The organism is Pseudomonas sp. NPDC089534, assembly GCF_044749305.1.
GTDB lineage: Bacteria > Pseudomonadota > Gammaproteobacteria > Pseudomonadales > Pseudomonadaceae > Aquipseudomonas > Aquipseudomonas ekonensis.
The window spans coordinates 93,438-116,935 of sequence record NZ_JBIVHR010000004.1; the positions used below are offsets into that span (position 1 = coordinate 93,438).

22 protein-coding genes are annotated in these 23,498 nt (G+C 64.8%); 15 read left to right on the top strand and 7 right to left on the bottom strand.

The features are described 5' to 3' along the window. Window positions 1-4 precede the first annotated feature (4 nt). Window positions 5-1,321 carry a nucleotide sugar dehydrogenase gene (locus ACIP0B_RS02335; protein WP_400829513.1) on the bottom strand — a complete coding sequence of 439 codons (1,317 nt, stop codon included), beginning with the start codon at window positions 1,319-1,321 and terminating at the stop codon, window positions 5-7. Between the two features lie 810 nt (window positions 1,322-2,131). Next, window positions 2,132-2,911, bottom strand: coding sequence for a peroxide stress protein YaaA (yaaA, locus tag ACIP0B_RS02340; RefSeq protein ID WP_400829515.1), 780 nt, complete (start codon window positions 2,909-2,911; stop codon window positions 2,132-2,134). Window positions 2,912-3,173: 262 nt separating this feature from the next. Between yaaA and ACIP0B_RS02345 the strand changes: the two genes are divergently transcribed. From ACIP0B_RS02345 to ACIP0B_RS02370, 6 genes are all read left to right on the top strand, one after another. Beyond that, complete coding sequence (locus ACIP0B_RS02345; RefSeq protein ID WP_400829517.1) at window positions 3,174-4,298, top strand: polysaccharide deacetylase family protein; 1,125 nt, start codon at window positions 3,174-3,176, stop codon at window positions 4,296-4,298. 349 nt (window positions 4,299-4,647) lie between these two features. Beyond that, window positions 4,648-6,042 carry a PhoH family protein gene (locus ACIP0B_RS02350; protein WP_400829519.1) on the top strand — a complete coding sequence of 465 codons (1,395 nt, stop codon included), beginning with the start codon at window positions 4,648-4,650 and terminating at the stop codon, window positions 6,040-6,042. A gap of 271 nt (window positions 6,043-6,313) precedes the next feature. Further along, window positions 6,314-6,787: a cyclic pyranopterin monophosphate synthase MoaC gene (moaC, locus tag ACIP0B_RS02355; protein WP_217893565.1), complete on the top strand. Its 474-nt coding sequence runs from the start codon at window positions 6,314-6,316 to the stop codon at window positions 6,785-6,787. Continuing rightward, on the top strand, window positions 6,784-7,026 hold the full coding sequence (locus ACIP0B_RS02360; RefSeq protein ID WP_400829521.1) for a MoaD/ThiS family protein: 243 nt from the start codon (window positions 6,784-6,786) through the stop codon (window positions 7,024-7,026). The genes moaC and ACIP0B_RS02360 overlap by 4 nt, the downstream gene beginning before the upstream one ends. Before the next feature lie 3 nt (window positions 7,027-7,029). Continuing rightward, the gene (gene moaE, locus ACIP0B_RS02365; RefSeq protein WP_400829523.1) at window positions 7,030-7,482 is read left to right on the top strand and encodes a molybdopterin synthase catalytic subunit MoaE; all 453 of its coding nucleotides are present in this window, start codon (window positions 7,030-7,032) and stop codon (window positions 7,480-7,482) included. 395 nt (window positions 7,483-7,877) lie between these two features. Further along, a complete protein-coding gene (locus tag ACIP0B_RS02370) occupies window positions 7,878-8,654 on the top strand; it encodes an ABC transporter substrate-binding protein (protein WP_085578798.1) in 777 nt (258 codons plus the stop codon). Window positions 8,655-8,998: 344 nt separating this feature from the next. Here ACIP0B_RS02370 and ACIP0B_RS02375 read toward each other — a convergent pair whose 3' ends face one another. The 5 genes from ACIP0B_RS02375 to ACIP0B_RS02395 form a co-directional block, all read right to left on the bottom strand. Next, a complete protein-coding gene (locus ACIP0B_RS02375; protein ID WP_085578800.1) occupies window positions 8,999-9,640 on the bottom strand; it encodes a transcriptional regulator in 642 nt (213 codons plus the stop codon). A gap of 93 nt (window positions 9,641-9,733) precedes the next feature. Beyond that, a complete protein-coding gene (locus tag ACIP0B_RS02380; RefSeq protein WP_400829526.1) occupies window positions 9,734-10,861 on the bottom strand; it encodes an NAD(P)/FAD-dependent oxidoreductase in 1,128 nt (375 codons plus the stop codon). A 109-nt stretch (window positions 10,862-10,970) separates the two neighbouring features. Then, a complete protein-coding gene (locus ACIP0B_RS02385; RefSeq protein WP_400829528.1) occupies window positions 10,971-11,915 on the bottom strand; it encodes an ornithine cyclodeaminase family protein in 945 nt (314 codons plus the stop codon). A 123-nt stretch (window positions 11,916-12,038) separates the two neighbouring features. Beyond that, the gene (gene rhlB, locus ACIP0B_RS02390) at window positions 12,039-13,517 is read right to left on the bottom strand and encodes an ATP-dependent RNA helicase RhlB (RefSeq protein WP_400829530.1); all 1,479 of its coding nucleotides are present in this window, start codon (window positions 13,515-13,517) and stop codon (window positions 12,039-12,041) included. A gap of 110 nt (window positions 13,518-13,627) precedes the next feature. Next, on the bottom strand, window positions 13,628-14,284 hold the full coding sequence (locus ACIP0B_RS02395) for an alpha/beta hydrolase (protein ID WP_400829532.1): 657 nt from the start codon (window positions 14,282-14,284) through the stop codon (window positions 13,628-13,630). A 468-nt stretch (window positions 14,285-14,752) separates the two neighbouring features. Here ACIP0B_RS02395 and ACIP0B_RS02400 point away from each other — a divergent pair, with 468 nt between their 5' ends. From ACIP0B_RS02400 to ACIP0B_RS02440, 9 genes are all read left to right on the top strand, one after another. Beyond that, complete coding sequence (locus ACIP0B_RS02400) at window positions 14,753-15,784, top strand: amino acid ABC transporter substrate-binding protein (RefSeq protein ID WP_400829534.1); 1,032 nt, start codon at window positions 14,753-14,755, stop codon at window positions 15,782-15,784. A 66-nt stretch (window positions 15,785-15,850) separates the two neighbouring features. Beyond that, on the top strand, window positions 15,851-17,032 hold the full coding sequence (locus ACIP0B_RS02405; RefSeq protein ID WP_400829536.1) for an amino acid ABC transporter permease: 1,182 nt from the start codon (window positions 15,851-15,853) through the stop codon (window positions 17,030-17,032). Window positions 17,033-17,042: 10 nt separating this feature from the next. Next, window positions 17,043-18,140 carry an amino acid ABC transporter permease gene (locus ACIP0B_RS02410; protein WP_400829538.1) on the top strand — a complete coding sequence of 366 codons (1,098 nt, stop codon included), beginning with the start codon at window positions 17,043-17,045 and terminating at the stop codon, window positions 18,138-18,140. A 13-nt stretch (window positions 18,141-18,153) separates the two neighbouring features. After that, window positions 18,154-18,918: an amino acid ABC transporter ATP-binding protein gene (locus ACIP0B_RS02415; protein ID WP_085578814.1), complete on the top strand. Its 765-nt coding sequence runs from the start codon at window positions 18,154-18,156 to the stop codon at window positions 18,916-18,918. A gap of 329 nt (window positions 18,919-19,247) precedes the next feature. Beyond that, window positions 19,248-19,907, top strand: a complete 660-nt coding sequence (locus ACIP0B_RS02420) for a FadR/GntR family transcriptional regulator (protein ID WP_085631623.1) — start codon at window positions 19,248-19,250, stop codon at window positions 19,905-19,907. Then, entirely contained in the window at window positions 19,897-21,201 is a 1,305-nt protein-coding gene (locus tag ACIP0B_RS02425; protein WP_400829539.1) for a CynX/NimT family MFS transporter, read from the top strand. Before ACIP0B_RS02420 ends, ACIP0B_RS02425 begins: the two co-directional genes overlap by 11 nt. Before the next feature lie 265 nt (window positions 21,202-21,466). After that, entirely contained in the window at window positions 21,467-21,937 is a 471-nt protein-coding gene (locus ACIP0B_RS02430; RefSeq protein ID WP_085578820.1) for a nuclear transport factor 2 family protein, read from the top strand. Between the two features lie 40 nt (window positions 21,938-21,977). Beyond that, a complete protein-coding gene (locus tag ACIP0B_RS02435; protein ID WP_085631621.1) occupies window positions 21,978-22,280 on the top strand; it encodes a GIY-YIG nuclease family protein in 303 nt (100 codons plus the stop codon). A gap of 84 nt (window positions 22,281-22,364) precedes the next feature. Next, window positions 22,365-23,300: a glutathione S-transferase family protein gene (locus ACIP0B_RS02440; protein WP_400829541.1), complete on the top strand. Its 936-nt coding sequence runs from the start codon at window positions 22,365-22,367 to the stop codon at window positions 23,298-23,300. Window positions 23,301-23,498: the final 198 nt, after the last annotated feature.

The window sequence follows — 23,498 nt, forward strand, 5'->3', positions numbered from 1 at the left end:
TGCGTTACCAGCAGATGCCTTCGGTGCGGCTGCCGGCGCTGGTGGCCTTGGCCATGAAGCCGACCAGGTCGATCACCTGCTTGCCGTCCGGCACCTCTTGGGCCAGGGCGCGGAACTTCTCGTCGCGGTTGCCCAGGATGATCACGTCGGAGTTGTCGATCACCGAGTCGAAGTCGGCGTTGAGCAGGGACGACACGTGGGGGATCTTCGACTCGATGTAGTCCTTGTTCGCGCCGTGGACGCGGGCGTACTCGACGTTGCTGTCGTAGATGCTCAGGTCGTAGCCCTTGCCGATCAGCATCTCGGCCAGCTCCACCAGCGGGCTTTCGCGCAGGTCGTCGGTGCCGGCCTTGAAGCTCAGGCCGAGCAGGGCGACCTTGCGCTTGTCGTGGCTTTCGACGATGTCGAAGGCGTTCTGCACCTGGGACTCGTTGCTGCGCATCAGCGAGTTGAGCAGCGGCGCCTCCACGTCCAGGGAGCCGGCGCGGTAGGTCAGGGCGCGCACGTCCTTGGGCAGGCACGAACCGCCGAAGGCGAAGCCCGGACGCATGTAGTACTGGGACAGGTTGAGGGTCTTGTCCTGGCAGACCACGTCCATCACCTCGCGGCCGTCGACGCCGACGGCCTTGGCGATGTTGCCGATCTCGTTGGCGAAGGTCACCTTGGTGGCGTGCCAGACGTTGCAGGTGTACTTGATCATCTCGGCGACGGCGATGTCCTTGCGGATGACCGGGGCGTCGAGTTCTTCGTACAGCGATTGCAGGACGTCGCCGGAGGCGGTGTCGAATTCGCCGATGACGGTCATCGGCGGGAAGTCGTAGTCCTTGATCGCGGTGCTTTCGCGCAGGAACTCAGGGTTGACCGCCACGCCGAAGTCGACGCCGGCCTTCTTGCCGGAGCAGTCTTCGAGGATCGGGATCACCACGTTGGCGACGGTGCCCGGCAGCACGGTGCTGCGCACCACGATGGTGTGGCGGGTGGACTTCTCGCGCAGCACGAAACCGATCTCGCGGCACACCGCCTCGATGTAGTTCAGTTCCAGGTCGCCGTTCTTCTTGCTCGGCGTGCCGACGCAGATCATCGACAGGTCGGTGTCGCGGATCGCCTCGGCGAAGTTTGTGGTGCCGCGCAGGCGGCCGGTCTGGATGCCCTGCGCCAGCAGTTCACCCAGGCCCGGTTCGACGATGGGGGATTTGCCGGCGTTGATCATGTCGATCTTGTCCTTGGCGACATCGACACCCACCACGTCGTGGCCCCGTGCAGACAGGCAACCGGCACACACCGCGCCGACGTAACCCAAACCAAAAATGCTGATGCGCATCGCAATTACCTCTGTGTTTTATCAAGCCATTAGATGGCCGGAGTTAATGGTGTCCAGCGGTCATGGTGCACTCGAAAGTGCGTCTTACAGGCGCGACAGTGCCGTGTTCCGGCAATGTAAGTTTCGAGTGGCTAAATAAGTGCACTCAAGTTGTGCGCAACTAGGCCTTGTTGTTTTCGCTTGCCCCGAGAGGCGGCAGAACCCTTGTCAGAAGGGTCGCCGCCCGCTCGGCCTGCCGGCCCGATGTCAGGCGAAACGCCCGCAGATCAGGCGGTCAGGCGCTCTGGCGAGCGCGGTTGCAGGGGCGCAGCCTTGGCCTTGCAGGGGAAATTCAGGGTGCGTATCTCCCGGTCTTTGATCTTTGTCCAAACAAGTGAACCTACTGTGGAAGTTACTGTGGCAACTTGGTTACAGGGTTTACTTCTCTGCGTAAGTTATCTCGTACAGCGTCGGCGAGAATCGTTACCGGTGGTATGAACTACGCATCAAGACGAAGTTCCGGCCCGTTCATCCCGAAATCTGAAATTTCTTGAAATATTGAAAAAGATGGCACTGCTTTCATATTGATAGCACTTTCGACTTCGCCCTTTATATATAGGCGGATAATCGAGCGGGATGGTTTTATGCCATTACCTTGAAAAAAAGTGCGTGCCACTACTGAAAAAAATGACGCCTGTCGAGTGAAACAAACGTTAGGAGGAAGGGTGATGTTTTTATGGCGCCAACGAAATGGCGAAAATCGGCGGGGGATTTTTGACGTCGTGCGAGGTGCACGACTCTTTCCTTGAAGAGTCGTGCATCGGGCATGCCTTATTCGGGGGCGTGGTCGCGCAGGAACACCAGATTGTCCGGTTTCGACTGTTCGGCGCTGTAGCGGTAGCCCTGGACATCGAACTGCTTCAAGGCGGCGGGATCGTTGATGCGTTCCTGGATCACGAAGCGGCTCATCAGGCCGCGGGCCTTTTTCGCGTAGAAGCTGATGATCTTGTACTGGCCGTTCTTCAGGTCCTTGAACTCGGTGTTGATGATCCGCGCGTTCAGGGCCGAGCGTTTCACGGCCGAGAAGTACTCGTTGGACGCCAGGTTGAGCAGCACGTCGTCGCCCTGGTCGGCCAGCGCCTCGTTGAGCCATTCGCTGATGCGCGTGCCCCAGAAGGCGTACAGATCCTTGCCCCGGGCGTTGGCCAGCTTGGTGCCCATCTCCAGCCGGTACGGCTGCATCAGGTCGAGCGGGCGCAGCAGGCCGTAAAGGCCGGACAGCATGCGCAGGTGCCGTTGCGCAAAGTCGAAGTCGGCTTCGCCGAAGGTCTGGGCGTCGAGCCCGGTGTAGACGTCACCCTTGAACGCCAGCAGCGCCTGCTTGGCGTTCTCTGGGGTGAAGGCCGGCGTCCAGCTGCCGAAGCGCGCGGCGTTGAGGCCGCCGATCTTGTCGGACACGTGCATCAGTTCGCTGATCTGCGCCGGGCTCAGTTCGCGCAGTTGCTGGATCAGCGCCTGGGAATGGTCGAGGTATTGCGGCTGGGTGAAGCGCGAGGTCGCCGGCGGCGTTTCGTAGTCGAGGGTCTTGGCGGGGGAAATCACCATCAGCATGCAGTCGTCTCCTTTGATCGTGGCGGCGATTCTAGGGGGTTGGCCGGGTTGACTCCAGCTATGAGTCCGATAGGTGATCGGCGGCGCCGGCAACGCCTGCTGCCGGTCTGTGCCTTTGTGGCGAGGGAGCTTGCTCCCGTCGGGCTGCGCAGCAGGCCCGGCGAGCGCTGCGCGCCCTCGCCACGCAATGCGTCATTCCCCAGGAGGGATGAGGGGCTTATCGGCTATAGTGCCGCGCGGGTTTTGTTATGGAGACGTCCCCTTGCGTATCGTTCTATTCCTTTCGGCGTGGCTGTTGAGCGTCGGGGCCCTGGCGGCCCCCGGCGATCCGGCGACGCTGGATCGCAGCACCTGGCCGGAGCAACTGAAGAATCCGACCCTGTTCGACGTGGCTTCGCGGGCGGAGATCCTGACGTTCGCCCGGGGCCTGCTGGCCAGCGAAGCGCTGGACGAAGCCACGCTGGCCCAGCGCCTGGGGCTGCGCACGGTCAACATGGACGCCGTCAACCGCCTGCGCGGGCGGCTCTGGCAACGTTTGTTCAACGGCTACAACTATGCTCAGCAAAGCTGCGACCAGGACGCTTCGTTCTGCTTCCTGGTCGAAGACGTGCCGACCCTGCGCGAGCAGGCGGGCAAGTTCCAGCTCGGCGAGGATAGCTACTACATCAAGTGGGCCGAGCCGAGCCGGGCCTTCCATGCCCAGTACCTGGACGAACTGCTGCGCAAGGCCGCGCTGTTTCCGCAGACCGGCAGCGAGATCGACCGTTTCGGCGACTACGAGCGCAACGGCGACGACATGCACGACCGGCTGTTCCTGCTGAGCTTCGACAGCGCCGCCAACCTGCAGCCGGACAACACCGACTGGCTCGCCGAATACCTGCGCAAGTCGAACCTGAGCGGCACGTTCTTCATGCTGGGCAAGGATGTCCAGGCGCGGCTGGGGGAGCGTTCGGTCGCCAGCCTGCAGGCGACGTTCTCGCAGCAATGTGTCGGCGTGCAGGGCTGGGAGTTCCGTTCCCACAGCCACTGGCAGGACTGGCAGGATTCGGTGCGGCGCAGTGCCGACCTGGTCAAGAACAAGCTGCCGGAGAACTACGTGCCGCTGTTCCGTCCGCCGGACGGCCAGCGCCGCAGCGACGCGCAGGCGTTCTTCAACGCCCAGGGCCTGCAAGTGGCGCTGTGGGACATCGACGCCCAGGACGGCGCCGGCAAGCTCAAGGGCAGCCAGAGCGCGCAGCGGGTGCTGACCCTGATGCTGCTGTGGCGTCACGGGGTGATCAATTTCAACATGAAGCAGGAGGCGGTGAAGACGGCGTTGCCTTGGCTGATCACCCAGACCGCGCAAAGCGGCATCGGCTGGGAAGACTGTCAGGACGCGTTTCGCTGACGAGCGCAAGGAGCCCGGAAACATTGGGCGCGGGGAAAAAATCGAGGGAATTTTGAAGCAGGCGGACTTCCGACTCTAACGGGGGCAGGGCGGTCCGCCAAGGGCTTTTCGTCACTTTGCAAAATAAACTTCAAAAAAGCGTCAAAGTGCTTTTTTCTGTCACAGGTTTTGGAGTATTACGAACTCAGACCGCCGAAACCTGCGACACAGGTGGCGTCTCCCAAGACCCATTTGTGTGCAGTTCGTCCGGCCTTCCGATCAAGGGGCGCGCGGACGGGTTCGGCAGTCACTTCGAGGCGCAGCACCGCCCAGGTATTGCGTCGAATGGCTCCCACAAAGGTGACCGAGTATGGATGATCACGGACGTAGCCCTTCTTCCAACCAGCCAATCCTTTATGTACTCGATACCAACGTATTGATTCACGATCCAAACGCCCTCCTGAATTTCGAAGAACACCACGTCGCGATCCCGATGACCGTGCTTGAAGAGCTGGACAAGCTCAAGAGCGGGCATCACAGCGTGGCCGCCGAATGCCGTCAGGCCATCCGGCTGATCGACAAGACCCTGGGGGACGCTTCACCGGAGGACGTTGAACAGGGAGTGCCGATCCAGCGCGGCAAGAGCGGACCCAAGGGCTTGCTGTCGATTCTGATGAGCAGGCACGCCGAGCCGAACCTGATTCTGCCGGAGCACCTGAACGACAACAAAATCATCAACCAGTTGATCGACCTGCACACCCGCGACCCGAAGAAACCGGTCGTGCTGGTCACCAAGGACATCAACATGCGCCTCAAGGCGCGGGCCTGCGGGATCGCGGCCGAAGACTACAGCACCGACCAGCTGGTCGATGACGTGTCGCTGCTGCCCAACGGCTACCACAACATGACCGGCTCCTTCTGGGACCGGGTGAGCAAGGTCGAGACCCGCCAGGACCACGGCCGCACCTGGCATCAGGTGCAGTTGATCGACAACCTGCCGGCGGTGCACGTCAACGAGTTCATCATCGACGAGCAGGGGTTCGTCGGCTGGATCAAGGAGATCGACGAGGACAAGCTGCTGATCCTCGACCTGCACCAGGAGCCGCTGCTGCACCAGGAAGCCTGGGGCCTCAAGCCACGGGACATCTACCAGAGCCTGGCGCTGTACGCGTTGCTCGATCCGGACATCCACCTGGTCAACCTGTCCGGCGCCGCCGGTTCCGGCAAGACCATCCTGGCGCTGGCGGCCGCCATCGAGCAGACCATGGTCAGCAAGCGCTACCGGCGCATCATCGCCACCCGCAGCGTGCAGGGGCTGGACCAGGAGATCGGCTTCCTGCCGGGCACCGAAGCGGAAAAGATGGAGCCTTGGCTGGGCGCCATCACCGACAACCTCGAAGCCTTGCACATGGATGACGAAAGCACCCATGGCAGCGTCGACTACATCCTCAGCAAGGTGCCGCTGCAGTTCAAGTCGCTCAACTACATCCGCGGCCGCAGCTTCCAGCAGAGCCTGATCCTGATCGACGAATGCCAGAACCTCACGCCGCACCAGATGAAGACCATCATCACCCGGGCCGGCGCCGGCTCCAAAGTGGTGTGCCTGGGCAACCTGGCGCAGATCGACACCCCTTACCTGTCCGCGACCAGCTCCGGGCTGACCTACCTGACCGAACGCTTCAAGGACTTCCCCAACGGCGTGCACATCACCCTGCAAGGGGTGCCTCGCTCGATTCTGGCCGAATACGCCGAATCGCACCTGTAACCTTCCCCGCAGCGGGCGGCCTCCGGGCCGCCCGCGTCTTTGCGGACGCCATCGCCAGCAGGCTGGCTCCCACAGTGTTTTCCCGGTGGAATGCAGTCTCGTTGACCACCGCAGAACCCTGTGGGAGCGGGCTTGCCCGCGAAGGCGCCATTCAAGGCACCGCAGGACAGAGGCTCAGAGCCCCGCAGGGATTTGTGCGGGGGCTGTCATCGCGCTCGCGGAAAATTGACCCTCAGGTTTACAATCGACGCTCCTGATCAGGAGTATTCCCGTGCTGACCCATCTCGATTCCCAAGGCCGCGCCAACATGGTCGACGTCACCGACAAGGCCGTGACGTTCCGCGAGGCGACGGCCCAAGCGCTGGTGCGCATGCTGCCCGACACGCTGCGGATGATCGTCAGCGGCGGCCATCCCAAGGGCGACGTGTTCGCCGTGGCGCGCATCGCCGGCATTCAGGCGGCAAAGAAGACCAGCGATCTGATCCCGCTGTGCCACCCGCTGATGCTGACCGGCGTGAAGGTCGAGCTCAGCGCGGAAGGCGACGACACGGTGCGCATCGAAGCCCGCTGCAAGCTGTCGGGCCAGACCGGCGTCGAGATGGAGGCGCTGACCGCCGCCAGCGTCGCCGCCCTGACCATCTACGACATGTGCAAGGCCGTGGACCGCGGCATGACCATCGAAAGCGTGCGCCTGCTGGAAAAGCTCGGCGGCAAGAGCGGGCACTACCAGGCGGAGCAGCCATGAACCTGACCGTGAAGTTTTTTGCCCGCTACCGCGAAGCGGTCGGCGAGGACTCGATCAAGGTCGAGGGCGACTTCGGCACCGTCGATGACGTGCGCGCATTGCTCGCCCAACGCGACGGCTTCGAGGTGCTGGGCGAACAGAACCTGATGTGCGCGCGCAACGAAGACCTCTGCCAGCTCGACGAGCCCGTGGCCGAGGGCGACGAAGTGGCGTTCTTCCCCACCGTGACCGGAGGCTGAGCCATGGGCATCCGTGTTCAGCCCGAACCGTTCGACCCGGGCGCCGAAGTCAACGCGATGCACGCGGCCAACGTCGGCGTCGGCGCGGTGGTGAGCTTCGTCGGCTACGTGCGCGACTTCAACGACGGGCTCGACGTGGCCGGGATGTTCCTGGAGCACTATCCGGGCATGACCGAAAAGGCCCTGGCCAAGATCGCCGACGAGGCCGCGCAGCGCTGGCCGCTGCTCAAGCTTGAGGTGCTGCACCGTATCGGCGCGCTGGAGCCGGGCGAGCCGATCGTGTTCGTCGGCGCCGCCAGCGCCCATCGCCAGGCCGCGTTCGACGCCTGCGCCTTCGTCATGGACTACCTCAAGACCCGCGCCCCGTTCTGGAAAAAAGAAAACACCGCCGAAGGCCCGCGCTGGGTCGAAGGGCGCGCCAGCGACCATGCGGCGGCCGAGCGCTGGAAAAAGTAGCTCCGGTTGTGGCGAGCGAGCTTGCTCGCGCTCGGCTGCGAAGCAGTCGTAGAGGATCGCGGCAGGTGTTTTGGGGCCGCTGCGCAGCCCAGCGGGAGCAAGCTCCCTCGCCACGGAAGTGATGTGCATTGTGGCGAGCGAGCTTGCTCGCGCTCGGCTGCGAAGCAGTCGTAAGTTGTTTGCGAGAGCCAGCCTGCTGGCGATGGCGCCCTCTGCAGCACCGCCATCACCCCTGATTCACCACCCGACCACCGGCCGGATGCGACCCCTTCTGCCCGATTGACGCTGTGTACATAAAAGTCCAGTATGGATTCATAAGTACAAAAAAGGCGTTCCCCCCGTTTCAGCTCTTTCTCCTGTCTTGCCAAACCAACAACAACCGCGAGAGAACGAACATGAAGAAACTCCCCCTCATCACCGGTCTGGCGCTGAGCCTGTTGGCGTGCACCAGCGCCTTCGCCGCCGAGAAGACCTTGCGCATCGGCATCGAGGCGGCCTACCCGCCGTTCGCCTCCAAGACCGACAAGGGCGAGATCGTCGGTTTCGACTACGACATCGGCAATGCCCTGTGCGCGCAGATGCAGGTCAAGTGCGTGTGGGTCGAGGGTGAATTCGACGGCCTGATCCCTTCGCTGAAAGTGAAGAAGATCGACATGGCGCTGTCGTCCATGACCATCAATGAAGACCGCAAGAAGTCGGTGGACTTCACCCACAAGTACTACTTCACCTCCTCGCGGCTGGTGATGAAGGAAGGCGCGGTCGTCGATGACCAGTACGCCAGCCTCAAGGGCAAGACCGTCGGCGTGCAGCGCGCGACCACCACCGACCGCTACGCCACCGAGGTGTTCGAGCCAAAGGGCATCACTGTCAAGCGCTACGGCAACAACGAAGAGATCTACATGGACCTGGCGGCCGGACGCCTCGATGCGATCTTCGCCGACACCATCCCGCTGACCGACTTCCTGTCGATGCCGCGCGGCAAGGGCTATGCGTTCGTCGGGCCGGAGCTCAAGGATCCGAAGTACGTGGGCGAGGGCGCGGGGATCGCGGTGCGCAAGGGCAACGCCGAGCTGGTCAGCCAGCTGAACAGCGCCATCGACGGGATCCGCGCCAGCGGCGAGTACCAGAAGATCTCCGAGAAGTACTTCAAGTCCGACATCTACGGCGACTGACCGTCCGCCATCGCCAGCAGGCTGGCTCCCACAGTGTTCGCGCCGTACACAAACCATGTGACCGCCGCTGAACCTGTGGGATATTTCCGAGATTTTTTCAAGTCTGACATCTACGGCGGCCTTACTGACGTCATCGCCAGCAGGCTGGCTCCCACAGTGTCCGCGCCGTACACAGACTATGTGATCGCCGCTGAACCTGTGGGAGCTGGCTTGCCAGCGATGAGGCCGGAGCAGCCTGCGCCGGTCTCCCACAGGTTCAGCGGCGATCACCTGTTTTGTGTACGGCGCGGACTCTGTGGGAGCTGGCCTGCCAGCGATGAGGCCGGAGCAGCCTGCGCCAATCTTCAGCCCTTCAGTTCCTTCAGGTGCTTGTACACCGTCGCCCGCCCCATGTTCAGCACATTGGCCACGTAGTTCGAGGCGCTCTTGCCCTTGAAGGCGCCCTCGGCGTGCAGGGCCAGCACCAGCTCGCGCTTGTGGTCGCGGGTCAGCACGTTCAGGCTCAGTTGCCGCTCGCGCAGCCAGCTGTGCAGGAAGGTGTTGATCCGCTCTTGCCAGTCGTCGCGGAACAGCGAGTCCGGCTGCGGGATCAGTTTGCTCGGCGACAGGAACAGATCCAGCGCCGCCTTGGCGTTCTCGAACAGGGAAATGTTCAGGTTGATGCACAGCACCGCCAGCGGCTGTCCCTGGCCGTCGCGCAGCACCGTGCTCAGGCTGCGGATCTTCTGGCCGTCCCAGTTGAGCTTCTCGTACGGGCCGATGTTCCGCTCGCCGGCGTCGTCGCCGAGCATGTCCTCCAGCGCCGAGTCGTCGCCGATGTCCCGTTTCGACAGGTTGTTGGCGATGTAGTCGACCTTCTGCGTGCGCAGGTCGTGCAGCACCACTTCGGCGTGGGGGAAGAACAGCGTGGCGATGGCGTCGGCGATGGCGCGGTAGTTGTCCATCGCGGCGTCGTTCGGCACAGGTGAAGGTTCGGGGGCGGTCATGTCAGTGGAGCTCCAGGCAACGTCAACGCCCCCGTGGGCAGGGGGCGCTGCGAGTGTGCCGCAATCCGTCGGGCGCGTCATCCGCACGGCCGCTCAGGCGAGGCGGGCGGGGGACAGCATGGCGGCGGTCAGGCCGAACCGGCCCAGCTGTTCGGGCAACGGCAGGCCGCGCACCAGCGCCGCGCTGGCCTGGCCCATGGCCGGCGAGGTCTGGATGCCGTAGCCGCCCTGGGCCGCGACCCAGAACAGCCCCGGCACCTGCGGGTCGAAGCCGGCCAGCAGGTCGCCGTCGGCCACGAAGCTGCGCAGGCCGGCCCAGGTGCGGGTCGGGCGGCGGATGGTCAGGGTGGTGGCTTCCTCGATCTGGTAGATGCCCATGGCGATGTCCAGCTCTTCGGGCTGCACGTCGTGGGGTTCGACGGGGTCGGCGTTGGCCGGCGAACCGAGGAACATGCCGGCGTCGGGCTTCATGTAGAACGACTCGTCGAGGCTGACCAGCATCGGCCAGTGATGGATGTCCACGCCTTCGGGGCCGGCGAAGATGAACGCGGCCCGGCGTTTGGGCTGCAGGCCCAGCGGCGCGGCGCCGGCGAGCGTGCCGACCTTGTCGGCCCAGGCCCCGGCGGCGTTGATCACCACGGGGGCGCTGAAGGTCTGGCCGTTGGTCTGCACCTGCCACAGGCCGTCGGCGTCGCGGGTCAGGCCCAGCACTTCGCAGTCGGTGTGCACCTGGCCGTTGTTGCGGCGGATGCCGCGCAGGTAGCCCTGGTGCAGGGCGTCGGTGTCGATGTCGCTGGCGGTGGGGTCGTAGATCGCGCCGTGGACTTTCTCCCGGCGCAGGATCGGCAGCCGCGTGCAGGCCTCGTCGGCGCTGAGCAGTTGCATCTGCGGCACCGTGGCCTTGGCGCCGAGGTATTGGTTGTTCAGTTCGGCGGGGTCGCCGGTGAAGTCCACGGTCATTTCGCCGCGCGGGGTCAGCAGCGGGTGCTCGCAGAAGCCGCTCGGCGGGGCATCGAAGAAGTCACGGCTGGCCTGGGTCAGCGCCCGCACCTGCGGGGTGCCGTAGGCGGCGGTGAACAGGGCGGCGGAGCGGCCGGTGGAGTGGTAGGCCGGGTGCGACTCGCGCTCCAGCACGACCACCTTGCCGTGGGGCGACAGCCAGAAACCGGTGGACGCGCCGGCGATGCCGCCGCCGATGATGATGAAATCTGCCTGGCTCATGAAGGTCTCCAGTGTTGACGCAATTTTGAAGGATGCCGAGAACCCTGTGGGAGCCAGCCTGCTGGCGATGACGGCGCAACCGCCGCACCGAAGCACAGGGATTGCGGTGTCAGGGTTGCAGGCGATAGACCGCATTGGCCAGGGCGATGTCCTCCAGCCCCAGGCCGATGGAACGGAAGAACACATGGCGCCCGTAGTCGGGACGCTGCACCTGGCCGCTGAGCAGGTCGGCCAGGTCGCCGACGATCTCGGTGCGGTCCCAGCCGTGCCGTTCGGCGGCGATCAGCATTTCGCCCGCCGAGCCCGGAGTGGTCTGGCGATAGTCGCAGAACACCTGCATGTCGTTGAGGCTGTGCGGCGGCACCTCATGGGCGCGGGGCGCGTTGGTGCTGATCGAGGTGATCAGCGCCGGCTTGCCCAGGCTGGCCGGATCGATCACAGGTCCCGCAGATGAAGTGCAGAGCAGGATCACGTCCGCCCCGGCGACGGCGGCTTCGCGGCTGTCGGCCACGGTCAGGCGCGGGTCGAGGGCCTTGAAGCGGGCGACGGTCGCCGGCTCATCGGCGAGGCTCGGCGCGTACAGGCTGATGTGCTGCCAGTCGCGCAGCGCCTTGACGTATTCCAGATGGGCCTGGGCGACCTTGCCGCTGCCGATGATCGCCAGGCGCCGGACGTGCGCCGGGGCCAGGGCATCGACCGCCACGGCGGTGGTGGCGGCGGTGCGGGCGGTGGTCAGTTCGCCGGCGTCGCACAGCAGCAGCGGCTGGCCGGTCTGCATCGACATCAGCAGCGTCCAGGCGGTCACCAGCGGGCCCTGTTCGCGGACGATGTACGGCGAGGTCTTGACCCCGTACACGCCGTCCTCGGCCAGCACGCCCAGGTAGTTGATGAAATCCCCGGCGCCCTGGGGAAACTCCACCAGTTGCTGCGCCGGTTGCACCGCCTGCCCGGCGGCGAGGTCACGGAACAGCTTGCGCATGATCTGCGGCACGTCGAGCCGGGCCAGCAGCGCGCGGGCCTGGGTTTGGTCGATCACATGGGGCGTGCAGGTCATGTCGGGCTCCGGGATTGTTGTTAAACTAATTTGTCTATTATGGACTTTTATATCTTGTCGGCAATCTCCGGGCGAAAAAAAAGGCGCAGTCCGTCGCCGGCTGCGCCTTTCTCATGGGGTCGCTCAGTGCGGCCGCTTGCGCTCGACCGCCCGCAGCAGGTGGGTCGGCGGCATTTCGCAGCTGATCTTGCGGCCCAGCAGCGCCTCGATGGACGGTAGCTGGTAGGAGTCGTCCTCGCCGGCGAAGCTGATCGACACGCCGTCGGCGCCGGCCCGGCCGGTGCGGCCGATGCGGTGCACGTAGTCGTCCGGCACTTCCGGCAGGGTGAAGTTGATCACGTGGCTGATGCCGTCGATGTGGATGCCGCGACCGGCCACGTCGGTGGCCACCAGCACGCGGATCTTGCCTTCGCGAAAGCCTTCCAGGGTCTTGATGCGCTTGTGCTGCGGCACGTCGCCGGACAGCTGCGCGGCGTTGACGCCGTCGCGCACCAGGCGTTCCTCGATGCGCCGCACTTCGTCCTTGCGGTTGGCGAACACCATCACCCGCTCCCAGCCGTTGTCGTTGACCAGGTTGTACAGCAGCTTGTACTTGTCGGCGCTGGCGACCGCATAGATGTGCTGTTCGACGTTGGCGTTGGCCACGTTCTCGGCCTCGATCTCGACGATGGCCGGATCGGTGGTCCACTGCTTGGCCAGGTTCATCACGTCGTCGGTGAAGGTGGCGGAGAACAGCAGGGTCTGGCGTTCGCTCTTGGGCGGGGTCTGGCGGATGATCTGCCGCACCTGCGGGATGAAGCCCATGTCTAGCATGCGGTCGGCCTCGTCCAGCACCAGCACCTCGACCATGTCCAGGTGCACGTCGCCGCGCTGGTTGAAGTCCAGCAGGCGGCCCGGCGTGGCGACCAGGATGTCGCAGTGGCGGGCTTCGAGCTGCTTGAGCTGCTTGTCGAAGTCCATGCCGCCGACGAAGCTCATCACGTTCAGGCCGGTGTACTTGGTCAGGTCCTGCGCGTCCTTGGCGATCTGCACCACCAGTTCGCGGGTCGGGGCGATGATCAGCGCCCGCGGCTCGCCCATGTAGCGCTCTTTCGGCGGCGGGGTCTGGAGCAGTTGGGTGATGGTCGAGATCAGGAATGCGGCGGTCTTGCCGGTGCCGGTCTGGGCACGGCCGATGGCGTCCTTGCCGGCGAGGGTGTAACCCAGCACCTGGGCCTGGATCGGCGTGCAATAAGGGAAGCCCAGGTCCTGGATGGCGTGCATCAGTTCCGGGGCGAGCCGGAAGTCGTGGAAGCGGGTCTTGCCTTCCTGGGGTTCGACGACGAAGTCCTCGAGTTTCCAGGGGATCACCGGGGCCTTGGGCTTGGGTTCGCGGCGGGGCCGGGCCGGTTTCGGGGTTTCGCTGCGGGCCGGCTCGCTGGCCTTGGCGGCTGCGGGAGCCGGCGTCGGTTCGGGGGTGGCGGCCGCGGCGGGAGCGGGGCGGTCGGCCTGGCGGACGTCGCCGCGGGGGCCGGAAGCGGGCGCCGGTGCGCCGGCGGCGGGCGCGAGCTGCTCAGCCTCGCTTTTGCCGAACATTTTCTTGAGTGCTTTGAGCACGGTCATCTCATCAATTGGTTAAGGAATGTACGCCGGCCAGTGTAATGCAAGAATCGGGCGCGGCGTAGTGGGACGATCAAAGGGCCGGCGGCGTGCGGCGGCAGTCGCGGAATCGATCAGCGCAGGCGTTCGCCCAGCCACACGGCGATGTCGCGGATTTCCTCGGGTAACACTTCGTGCTCCATTGGGTATTCCTGCCATGTCACGGTGACACCATGGGCCTTCAGGTACTCGTACGCCGTACGTCCCATCGAGTTCTGCACCACGTTGTCGAACTGGCCGTGCAGTGCCAGCACGGGAACGCGCTGCTGGCTGGCGGACAGCTCCAGTTCGTCGCTGAAGGTCGGTGCGTACGTCGAAAGCGCCAGCACGCCGCCCAACGGCCCCTGCCATTTCAGGAATGCGGTGTGATAGACCACTGCGCCCCCTTGGGAAAACCCGGCGAGGAAAATCCGCGAGGCGTCTATCCCGGAGGCTTTCTGCGATTCGATCAGTTCGATGACATGCTCGGCGGACGCTTCCAGCTGATCGCGGTCGATGGCCCGGGCCGGGGTCATCGCCTTGATGTCGTACCAGCTGGGCATGGCATATCCGCCATTGATCGTCACGGCGCGGGTCGGCGCCTGGGGCAGGACGAAACGGGTGGTCAGCAGGGTTTCCTGCAGCGCCTCGGCCACCGGCAGGAAGTCGTAGCGGTCGGCGCCAAGGCCATGCAGCCAGATCACGCAGGCGTCCGCGGTCTTTTCGGGCTGAAGAATCAAGGGCTCGGTCATGGCTGCTCCAATTGGGTGCGGGCGCGCTCATCGGGTGCGTGATCCGTGTGCGCGCCAGGGTTATCCGTTAAGAAGATGTCGCAAGGTTACAAGTTTTGCTATTGACCTGTCGCTCCATCGCCTCGAGGGGCGGTGTGGTACGGGCTTTGCTATGAGCTAGGCGTGCAATCGTTCTCGCGCCCGGCGGTAACACTATCAGTGAACGCACGGGGACGGGACAGTAAAGAATCCGGTGATGGATGTTCGCCAGAGGCCGCTACGGGCTTAGCGAACGTGAAAGGGCTACAGCCCGTTCGGCCGACTGGTGAGAAGTGAGGTTGTCCATTATGTGGATTTTCTCCTACTAGACTCATAGCTAAGGTCCTACGTCGGTTGACCCCATAAAAAGCCAACACGGGTCAACAACGCCTCAAAAGGGTGCGACAAGACTCAAGCTCCGACACAACAAGAGCAAAACTGGAGGTTTGAATGAAGATGTTGAAAACCACTCTGGCGGTCGTGACTGCTGCGGCAGTCCTCGGCGTCAGCGGGTTCGCTCAGGCGGGTGCAACCCTGGATGCGGTGCAGAAGAAGGGCTTCGTGCAGTGCGGCGTGAGCGACGGCCTGCCGGGCTTCTCCGTACCGGACTCCACCGGCAAGATCATCGGCATCGACGCCGACGTCTGCCGCGCGGTGGCCGCTGCCGTGTTCGGCGATGCGAACAAGGTCAAGTTCAGCCAGTTGAACGCCAAGGAACGCTTCACTGCGCTGCAGTCGGGCGAAATCGACATCCTGTCGCGCAACACCACCATGACCAGCTCCCGTGACGCGGGCATGGGCCTGAAATTCCCGGGCTTCATCACCTACTACGACGGCGTGGGCTTCCTGGCCAACAACAAGCTGGGCGTGAAGAGCGCCAAGGAACTGGACGGCGCCACCATCTGCATCCAGGCCGGCACCACCACCGAGCTGAACGTCTCCGACTACTTCCGCGCCAACGGCCTGAAGTACACCCCGATCACCTTCGACACCTCCGACGAAAGCGCCAAGTCGCTGGAGTCCGGCCGTTGCGACGTGCTGACCTCCGACAAGTCCCAGCTGTTCGCCCAGCGCAGCAAGCTGGCTTCGCCGAAGGACTACGTGGTGCTGCCGGAAACCATCTCCAAGGAGCCTCTGGGCCCGGTCGTGCGCAACGGCGACGACGAGTGGCTGGCGATCGTGCGTTGGGTCGGCTACGCGCTGCTCAACACCGAAGAGGCCGGCGTCACCTCGAAAAACGTGCTGGAAGAAGCCAAGTCCACCAAGAACCCGGACGTCGCCCGCCTGCTGGGCGCCGACGGCGAGTACGGCAAGGACCTGAAGCTGCCTAAGGATTGGGTCGTCAAGATCGTTTCCCAGGTCGGCAACTACGGTGAGATCTTCGAGAAAAACCTCGGCAAGAGCACCCCGCTGGAAATCGACCGTGGCCTGAATGCGCTGTGGAACGCCGGCGGCATTCAGTACGCACCACCGGTGCGCTAATGGTTCTGTCACCCGGCGGGCCAACCGCCGGGTGACGTTCTGTTCCAGTTTTTTCCGGGGCACTTCATGCAAAATTCAATCGGCGCACCAAAGCAGAGGCTCAGCCTCAGCGATCCACGAGTGCGTGCGTGGCTGTTTCAGATCATCACCGTGGTGGCGGTGGTCTCGATGGGCTGGTACCTGTTCGACAACACCCAGACCAACCTTCAACACCGGGGCATCACGTCCGGTTTCGACTTTCTCGAGCGCAGCGCCGGTTTCGGCATCGCTCAGCACCTGATCTCCTACACCGAAGCGGACAGTTACGCACGGGTGTTCGTGATCGGCCTGCTCAACACCCTGCTGGTGACCTTCATCGGCGTGATCCTGGCAACCCTGCTGGGCTTCATCATCGGTGTGGCGCGGCTGTCGCCGAACTGGATCATCAGCAAACTGGCGACCGTGTATGTGGAAACCTTCCGCAACATCCCGCCGCTGCTGCAGATCCTGTTCTGGTACTTCGCGGTGTTCCTGACCATGCCGGGGCCGCGCAACAGCCACAACTTCGGCGACACCTTCTTCATCAGCAGCCGGGGCCTGAACATGCCGGCGGCGCAGATCGCCGACGGCTTCTGGCCGTTCGCGGTCAGCATCGTGGTGGCCATCGTCGCCATCGTGTTCATGAGCCGCTGGGCCACCAAGCGCTTCGAGGAGACCGGCGAGCCGTTCCACAAGTTCTGGGTCGGCCTGGCCCTGTTCCTGGTGATCCCGGCCGTGTGCGCGCTGATCTTCGGCTCGCCGCTGCACTGGGAGATGCCGCAGCTCAAGGGCTTCAACTTCGTCGGCGGCTGGGTGCTCATCCCTGAACTGCTGGCGCTGACCCTGGCCCTGACCGTGTACACCGCGGCGTTCATCGCCGAGATCGTGCGTTCGGGGATCAAGTCGGTCAGCCACGGCCAGACCGAAGCGGCCCGTTCGCTGGGCCTGCGCAACGGCCCGACCCTGCGCAAGGTGATCATTCCCCAGGCGCTGCGGGTGATCATCCCGCCGCTGACCAGCCAATACCTGAACCTGGCGAAGAACTCGTCCCTGGCGGCCGGCATCGGCTACCCGGAAATGGTTTCGCTGTTCGCCGGCACCGTCCTCAACCAGACCGGCCAGGCCATCGAGGTGATCGCCATCACCATGAGCGTGTACCTGGCGATCAGCATCAGCATTTCCCTGCTGATGAACTGGTACAACAAGCGCATTGCGCTGATCGAGCGGTAAGGAAAAGCGCATGAGCACTCATACCTTCAAACCCGACATGCCCCCGCCGAGCAGCAGCATCGGCGTGGTGGCGTGGATGCGCGCCAACATGTTCTCCAGCTGGCTCAACACCCTGCTGACCCTGTTCGCGTTCTACCTGATCTACCTCGTGGTGCCGCCGCTGATCAACTGGGCGATCCTGGACGCCAACTGGGTCGGCACCACCCGCGCCGACTGCACCAAGGAAGGCGCCTGCTGGGTGTTCATCCAGCAGCGCTTCGGCCAGTTCATGTACGGCTACTACCCGGCCGAACTGCGCTGGCGCGTGGATCTGACCGTGTGGCTGGCGGTCATCGGCGTGGCGCCGCTGTTCATCTCGCGCTTCCCGCACAAGGCGATCTACGGCCTGAGCTTCCTGGTCGTCTACCCGATCATCGCCTGGTGCCTGCTGCACGGCGGCGTGTTCGGCCTGGCCACCGTCGCCACCAGCCAGTGGGGCGGCCTGATGCTGACCCTGGTGATCGCCACCGTCGGCATCGCCGGCGCGCTGCCGCTGGGGATCCTCCTGGCGCTGGGCCGGCGTTCCAACCTGCCGGCGATCCGCGTGGTCTGCGTGACCTTCATCGAGTTCTGGCGCGGCGTGCCGCTGATCACGGTGCTGTTCATGTCCTCGGTGATGCTGCCGCTGTTCCTGCCCGAAGGCATGAACTTCGACAAGCTGCTGCGGGCGCTGATCGGCGTGATCCTGTTCCAGTCGGCCTACGTGGCCGAGGTGGTGCGCGGCGGCCTGCAGGCGATCCCCAAGGGCCAGTACGAAGCCGCGGCCGCGATGGGCCTGGGCTACTGGCGCGCGATGGGCCTGGTGATCCTGCCGCAGGCCCTGAAGCTGGTGATCCCCGGCATCGTCAACACCTTCATCGCTTTGTTCAAGGACACCAGCCTTGTGATCATCATCGGCCTCTTTGACCTGCTCAACAGCGTCAAGCAGGCCGCCGCCGATCCGAAATGGCTGGGCATGGCCACCGAAGGCTACGTGTTCGCCGCCCTGGTGTTCTGGATTTTCTGTTTTGGCATGTCGCGCTATTCCATGCATTTGGAACGCAAGCTCGACACCGGCCACAAGCGTTAGGAGTTCTCTGTAAATGAGCGAAGCAATCAAGAAGCCTGCGGGCGCCGAAGGCATCATCCAGATGCAGGGCGTGAACAAGTGGTACGGCCAGTTCCACGTGCTCAAGGACATCAACCTCAACGTGCGGCAGGGCGAGCGCATCGTGCTGTGCGGCCCGTCCGGTTCGGGCAAGTCCACCACCATCCGCTGCCTCAACCGACTGGAAGAGCACCAGCAGGGCCGCATCGTGGTCGACGGCACGGAGCTGACCAACGACCTCAAGCAGATCGAAGCGATCCGCCGCGAAGTCGGCATGGTGTTCCAGCACTTCAATCTGTTCCCGCACCTGACCATCCTGCAGAACTGCACGCTGGCGCCGATGTGGGTGCGCAAGATGCCCAAGCGCAAGGCCGAGGAAATCGCCATGCACTACCTGGAGCGCGTGCGCATTCCGGAGCAGGCGAACAAGTACCCGGGGCAGCTGTCCGGCGGCCAGCAGCAGCGTGTGGCGATCGCCCGCGCGCTGTGCATGAAACCGAAGATCATGCTGTTCGACGAGCCGACCTCGGCCCTCGACCCGGAAATGGTGAAGGAAGTGCTCGACACCATGATCGGCCTGGCCGAAGACGGCATGACCATGCTCTGCGTGACCCACGAAATGGGCTTCGCCCGCACCGTGGCCAACCGCGTGATCTTCATGGACAAGGGCGAAATCGTCGAACAGGCCGCGCCGAACGACTTCTTCGACAACCCGCAGAACGACCGCACCAAGCTGTTCCTCAGCCAGATCCTGCACTGATCGACGGCTGGCGGTGAAATGAACCCGGACGTGTTCCGGGTTTATTTTTGCCCGGTGTTTTTGACCTGTGGGAGCCAGCCTGCCGGCGATGGCGGTGGGGCAGGCGCCGGGGTGTCGGATAGGCCGGCCTCATCGCGGGCAAGCCCGCTCCCACAGGGAATTGCGGTGCTGGCGGACTCTCTGCTCGCCGCAAAAACCTGTGGGAGCCAGCCTGCTGGCGATGGCGTCGGTGAGGGCCCCCCTGGCTGGACCAAGGGTTGTCCTCTCGGAGACGGTTCATTACCATGTCCGAAAAATTCATCCCATGATTGGATGACAGGGCGAATTCCATGTCAGACACCTCACCACTGATCAAGCGCTCCCTGGTCGATCAGGCCGTGGATCAACTGCGCCAGCGCATCAACGACGGCGTGTGGACGGTCGGCCAGCGCCTGCCGACCGAACCCGAGCTGTGCGCCGAGCTGGGCATCAGCCGCAACACGGTGCGCGAAGCCATGCGCGTGCTGGCGTTCTCCGGGCTGATCGAGATCCGCCAGGGCGACGGCAGCTACCTGCGGGCGGCGGTCGATCCGCTGGACGCGCTCAAGGCGCTGTCGCGCTGCTCCCTGGATCAGGCGCGGGAAACCCGGCACATCCTGGAAGTCGAAGCCATCGGTCTGGCGGCGCTGCGCCGCACCGACGAAGACCTGGCGGCATTGCGCGAGGCGCTCGGCGTCAGCGGCTGCCACTACCACGGCGACCTGGACACCTACATCGCCTGCGACCTGGTGTTCCACCGCCGCCTGGTGGACGCCGCGCACAACCCCACCCTCAGCGAGCTGTACCGCTATTTCTCCAGCATCGTCGGCGCGCAACTGCGCCAGACCCTGAACATCGTCCCGCGCCGCCAGGAAGTGTTCGACCTGCACATCGCCTTGCTCGATGCCGTCGAACAGCGCGACCCGGAGCGGGCCAAAGCCCTGTCGAGGCAGTTGATCAATGAACCTTGAAACCGAGAAACCCATGTCCCGCAGCGAGTTGTCCACACCTTCCAAACGCACGGCCGAGCTCGAAGAGCTGCTGATCGACGCCGAGGCCGACGACGCGCAGGTGCAGCAAAGCCATCCGCCGGTGCGCCGCCCGTGGCTGTTGCTGCTGGGGCTGATCCTGGTGGCGCTGAACCTGCGCCCGGCGCTGTCGAGCATGGCGCCGCTGCTGGGCGAGGTGTCGAAGAGCCTCGGCCTGTCGGCGGCCCAGGCCGGGCTGCTGACCACCTTGCCGGTGCTGTGCCTGGGGCTGTTCGCCCCGCTGGCGCCGGTGCTGGCCCGGCGGTTCGGCGCCGAGCGGGTGGTGCTGGGGATTCTGCTGACCCTGGCCTGCGGCATCCTCCTGCGGAGCAACTTCGGTGCCGTCGGCCTGTTCACCGGCAGCGTGCTGGGCGGCGCCAGCATCGGCATCATCGGCGTGCTGCTGCCGGGCATCGTCAAGCGCGACTTCGCCAGGCACGCCGGCACCATGACCGGCGTCTACACCATGGCGCTGTGCCTGGGGGCGGCGATGGCGGCGGGCTCGACCGTGCCGCTGAGCCAGCACTTCGGCGACAGCTGGGCGCTGGGGCTGGGCTTCTGGGTGGTGCCGGCGCTGGCGGCGGCGCTGTTCTGGCTGCCGCAGGTGGGGCAGAAGCAGGGGGCGCACCACGTCGCCTACCGCGTGCGCGGCCTGCTGCGCGATCCGCTGGCCTGGCAGGTGACCCTGTACATGGGCCTGCAATCGTCGCTGGCCTACATCGTGTTCGGCTGGCTGCCGTCGATCCTGATCGGCCGGGGCCTGACGCCGACCCAGGCCGGCCTGGTGCTGTCCGGCTCGGTGATCATCCAGCTCGCCAGCTCCCTGGCCGCGCCGTGGCTGGCCACCCGCGGCAAGGATCAGCGCCTGGCGATCGTGGTGGTGATGGCACTGACCCTCGGCGGCCTGTTCGGCTGCCTCTATGCGCCGATCGAAGGCCTGTGGGGCTGGGCGATCCTGCTGGGCCTGGGGCAGGGCGGCACATTCAGCCTGGCGCTGACGCTGATCGTGCTGCGCTCGCGGGATTCCCACGTGGCGGCCAACCTGTCGAGCATGTCCCAGGGCTTCGGCTACACCCTGGCGTCGATGGGGCCGTTCGCGGTCGGCGTGGTGCACGACTGGACCGGCGGCTGGAACGCGGTGGGCTGGATCTTCGGCATCGTCGGCGCGGGCGCCATTCTCGCCGGCCTCGGCGCCGGCCGGGCGCTGTACGTGCAGGTGCAGAGCGAGAAGATCTGAACCCGTGGCCCGGTGGCGTCTTTACGGACGCCATCGCCAGCAGGCTGGCTCCCACCGTTCCCGCCGCGCCGCAAGCCCATGTGTGAGCGAGCCTGCTCGCGATGGCGGTGCGAGAGGTCCGCAGATGACGGGACTGCCGGCCTCATCGCCAGCAGGCTGGCTCCCACAGGTGTTTTGCCGGTATTCGGCGTGCGAATGCCGATAGTGTTTCGCCCGTTTGCAGACTATCGTGCTGGCATTGTGTCCTTAAGCATGGAGTTTGCCCGTGAGTGAAGCCAACAGCGCCGTGATCACCCGTTTCTACCAGGCCTTCCAGCGCCTCGACGCCGAGGCCATGGCCGCCTGCTACACCGATGACGTGGTGTTCAGCGATCCGGCCTTCGGTGAGTTGCGCGGCCGCGACGCCGGCGACATGTGGCGCATGCTCACCACCCGCGCCAAGGATTTCTCCCTGACCTTCGACAACGTCCGCGCCGACGAGCGCAGCGGCGGCGCCCACTGGGTGGCGACCTACCTGTTCAGCCAGACCGGCAACACGGTGGTCAACGACATCCAGGCGCGCTTCGTGTTCCGCGACGGCAAGATCTGCGAGCACCACGACCGTTTCGACCTGTGGCGCTGGTCGCGCCAGGCCTTGGGCTTCAAGGGCCTGCTGCTGGGCTGGACGCCGCTGGTGGCCAACGCCGTGCGTGCGCAGGCGCTCAAAGGGCTGAAGGCATTCCAGGCCGGCCGCTGATAAGATCGCGGGCTGTTTCCCACACGCCTGCGATCTCCCCGTGACCACCTTGAGCGAAAACCCTGTCGACACCGATGCGCCTGCGGCCAAGGCCTGGTTCGTCTACCTCGTCCGCGCGGCCAACGGGTCGCTGTACTGCGGGATCAGCGACGATCCGGTGCGTCGCTTCGCCAAGCACCAGAGCGGCAAGGGCGCGCGGTTCTTCCTGTCCAGCCCGGCGATGGCGCTGGTCTACACCGAGCGCTGCCGGGACAAGGGCGATGCGCTGCGCCAGGAGCGGCTGATCAAGAAACTCAGGAAAAGCGCCAAGGAGTGTCTGGTGGCGTCTTATCAATCTGACTGATCGGTTCCCGCCGCCCGCATCCGTAGGCTGCCATCCGAATGCAGGCTAAGCTGCGGATTCACCTACTGTGCGGCGGAGCCGAGCATGTCCGAGTTGATCCTTCACCATTACCCCGCGTCCCCATTCGCCGAAAAGGCCCGGCTGCTCTTGGGTTTCAAGGGATTGTCCTGGCGTTCGGTGCACATCTCGCCGGTGATGCCCAAGCCGGATCTGACCGCCCTCACCGGCGGCTACCGCAAGACGCCGGTGCTGCAGGTCGGCGCGGACATCTATTGCGACACCGCCCTGATCGCCCGGCGCCTGGAGCAGGAAAAGGCCTTGCCGGCGTTTTTCCCCGAGGGGCAGGAAATGGTCGTCGCCGGGTTCGCCGCGTGGGCCGACTCGGTGGTGTTTCCGCACGCGGTCAGCCTGGTGTTCCAGCCGGAGTCGGTGGCGGCGCGCTTCGGCAAGTTGCCGCCGGAGGCGATCAAGGCGTTCATGGCCGACCGGGCCGGGCTGTTCAGCGGCGGCAGCGCGGCGAGGTTGCCTGCCGAACAGGCCAAGCATCAGTGGCCGACCCTCATGGCGCGCCTGGAGCAGCAACTGCAGCGCGAGCAGGGCGACTTCCTGTTCGGCGAACCGTCGGTGGCGGACTTCGCCATGGCCCATCCGCTGTGGTTCCTCAAGGCCAGTCATGTGACGGCGCCGCTGGTGGACGCCTACCCGGCGGTGAGCGCGTGGTTGGGGCGGGTGCTGGGCTTCGGTCATGGCGCGGCGAGCGAGATGAGTGCCGAGGAGGCGCTGGAGGTCGCGCGCAATGCGACACCGGCCGCGTTGCCGGACGAGGCGTTCACCGATCCGAACGGGTTCGTGGCCGGGCAGCGGGTGACGATTGCCGCGACGGACTACGGGGTCGATCCGGTGGAGGGGGAACTGGTGTTTGCCGGCCTCGAGGAACTGATCCTGCGCCGCGAAGACGCGCGGGCCGGGGTGGTGCATGTGCACTTTCCGCGGTTGGGGTTCCGCATCGAGGCCCGCTGATCACCGCCGCCTTGTGGCAAGGGAATTTGTGGCAAAGGAATCGATGGTGAGGAAATTTGTGGCGAGGGAGCTTGCTCCCGCTGGACTGCGCAGCAGGCCCTCTTGGGGGCGCGTTGCGCCCCAGCGGGAGCAAGCTCCCTCGCCACAAGGGCAGAGCCACAAGGGCAGAGCCACAAGGGCAGAGCCACAAGGGCAGAG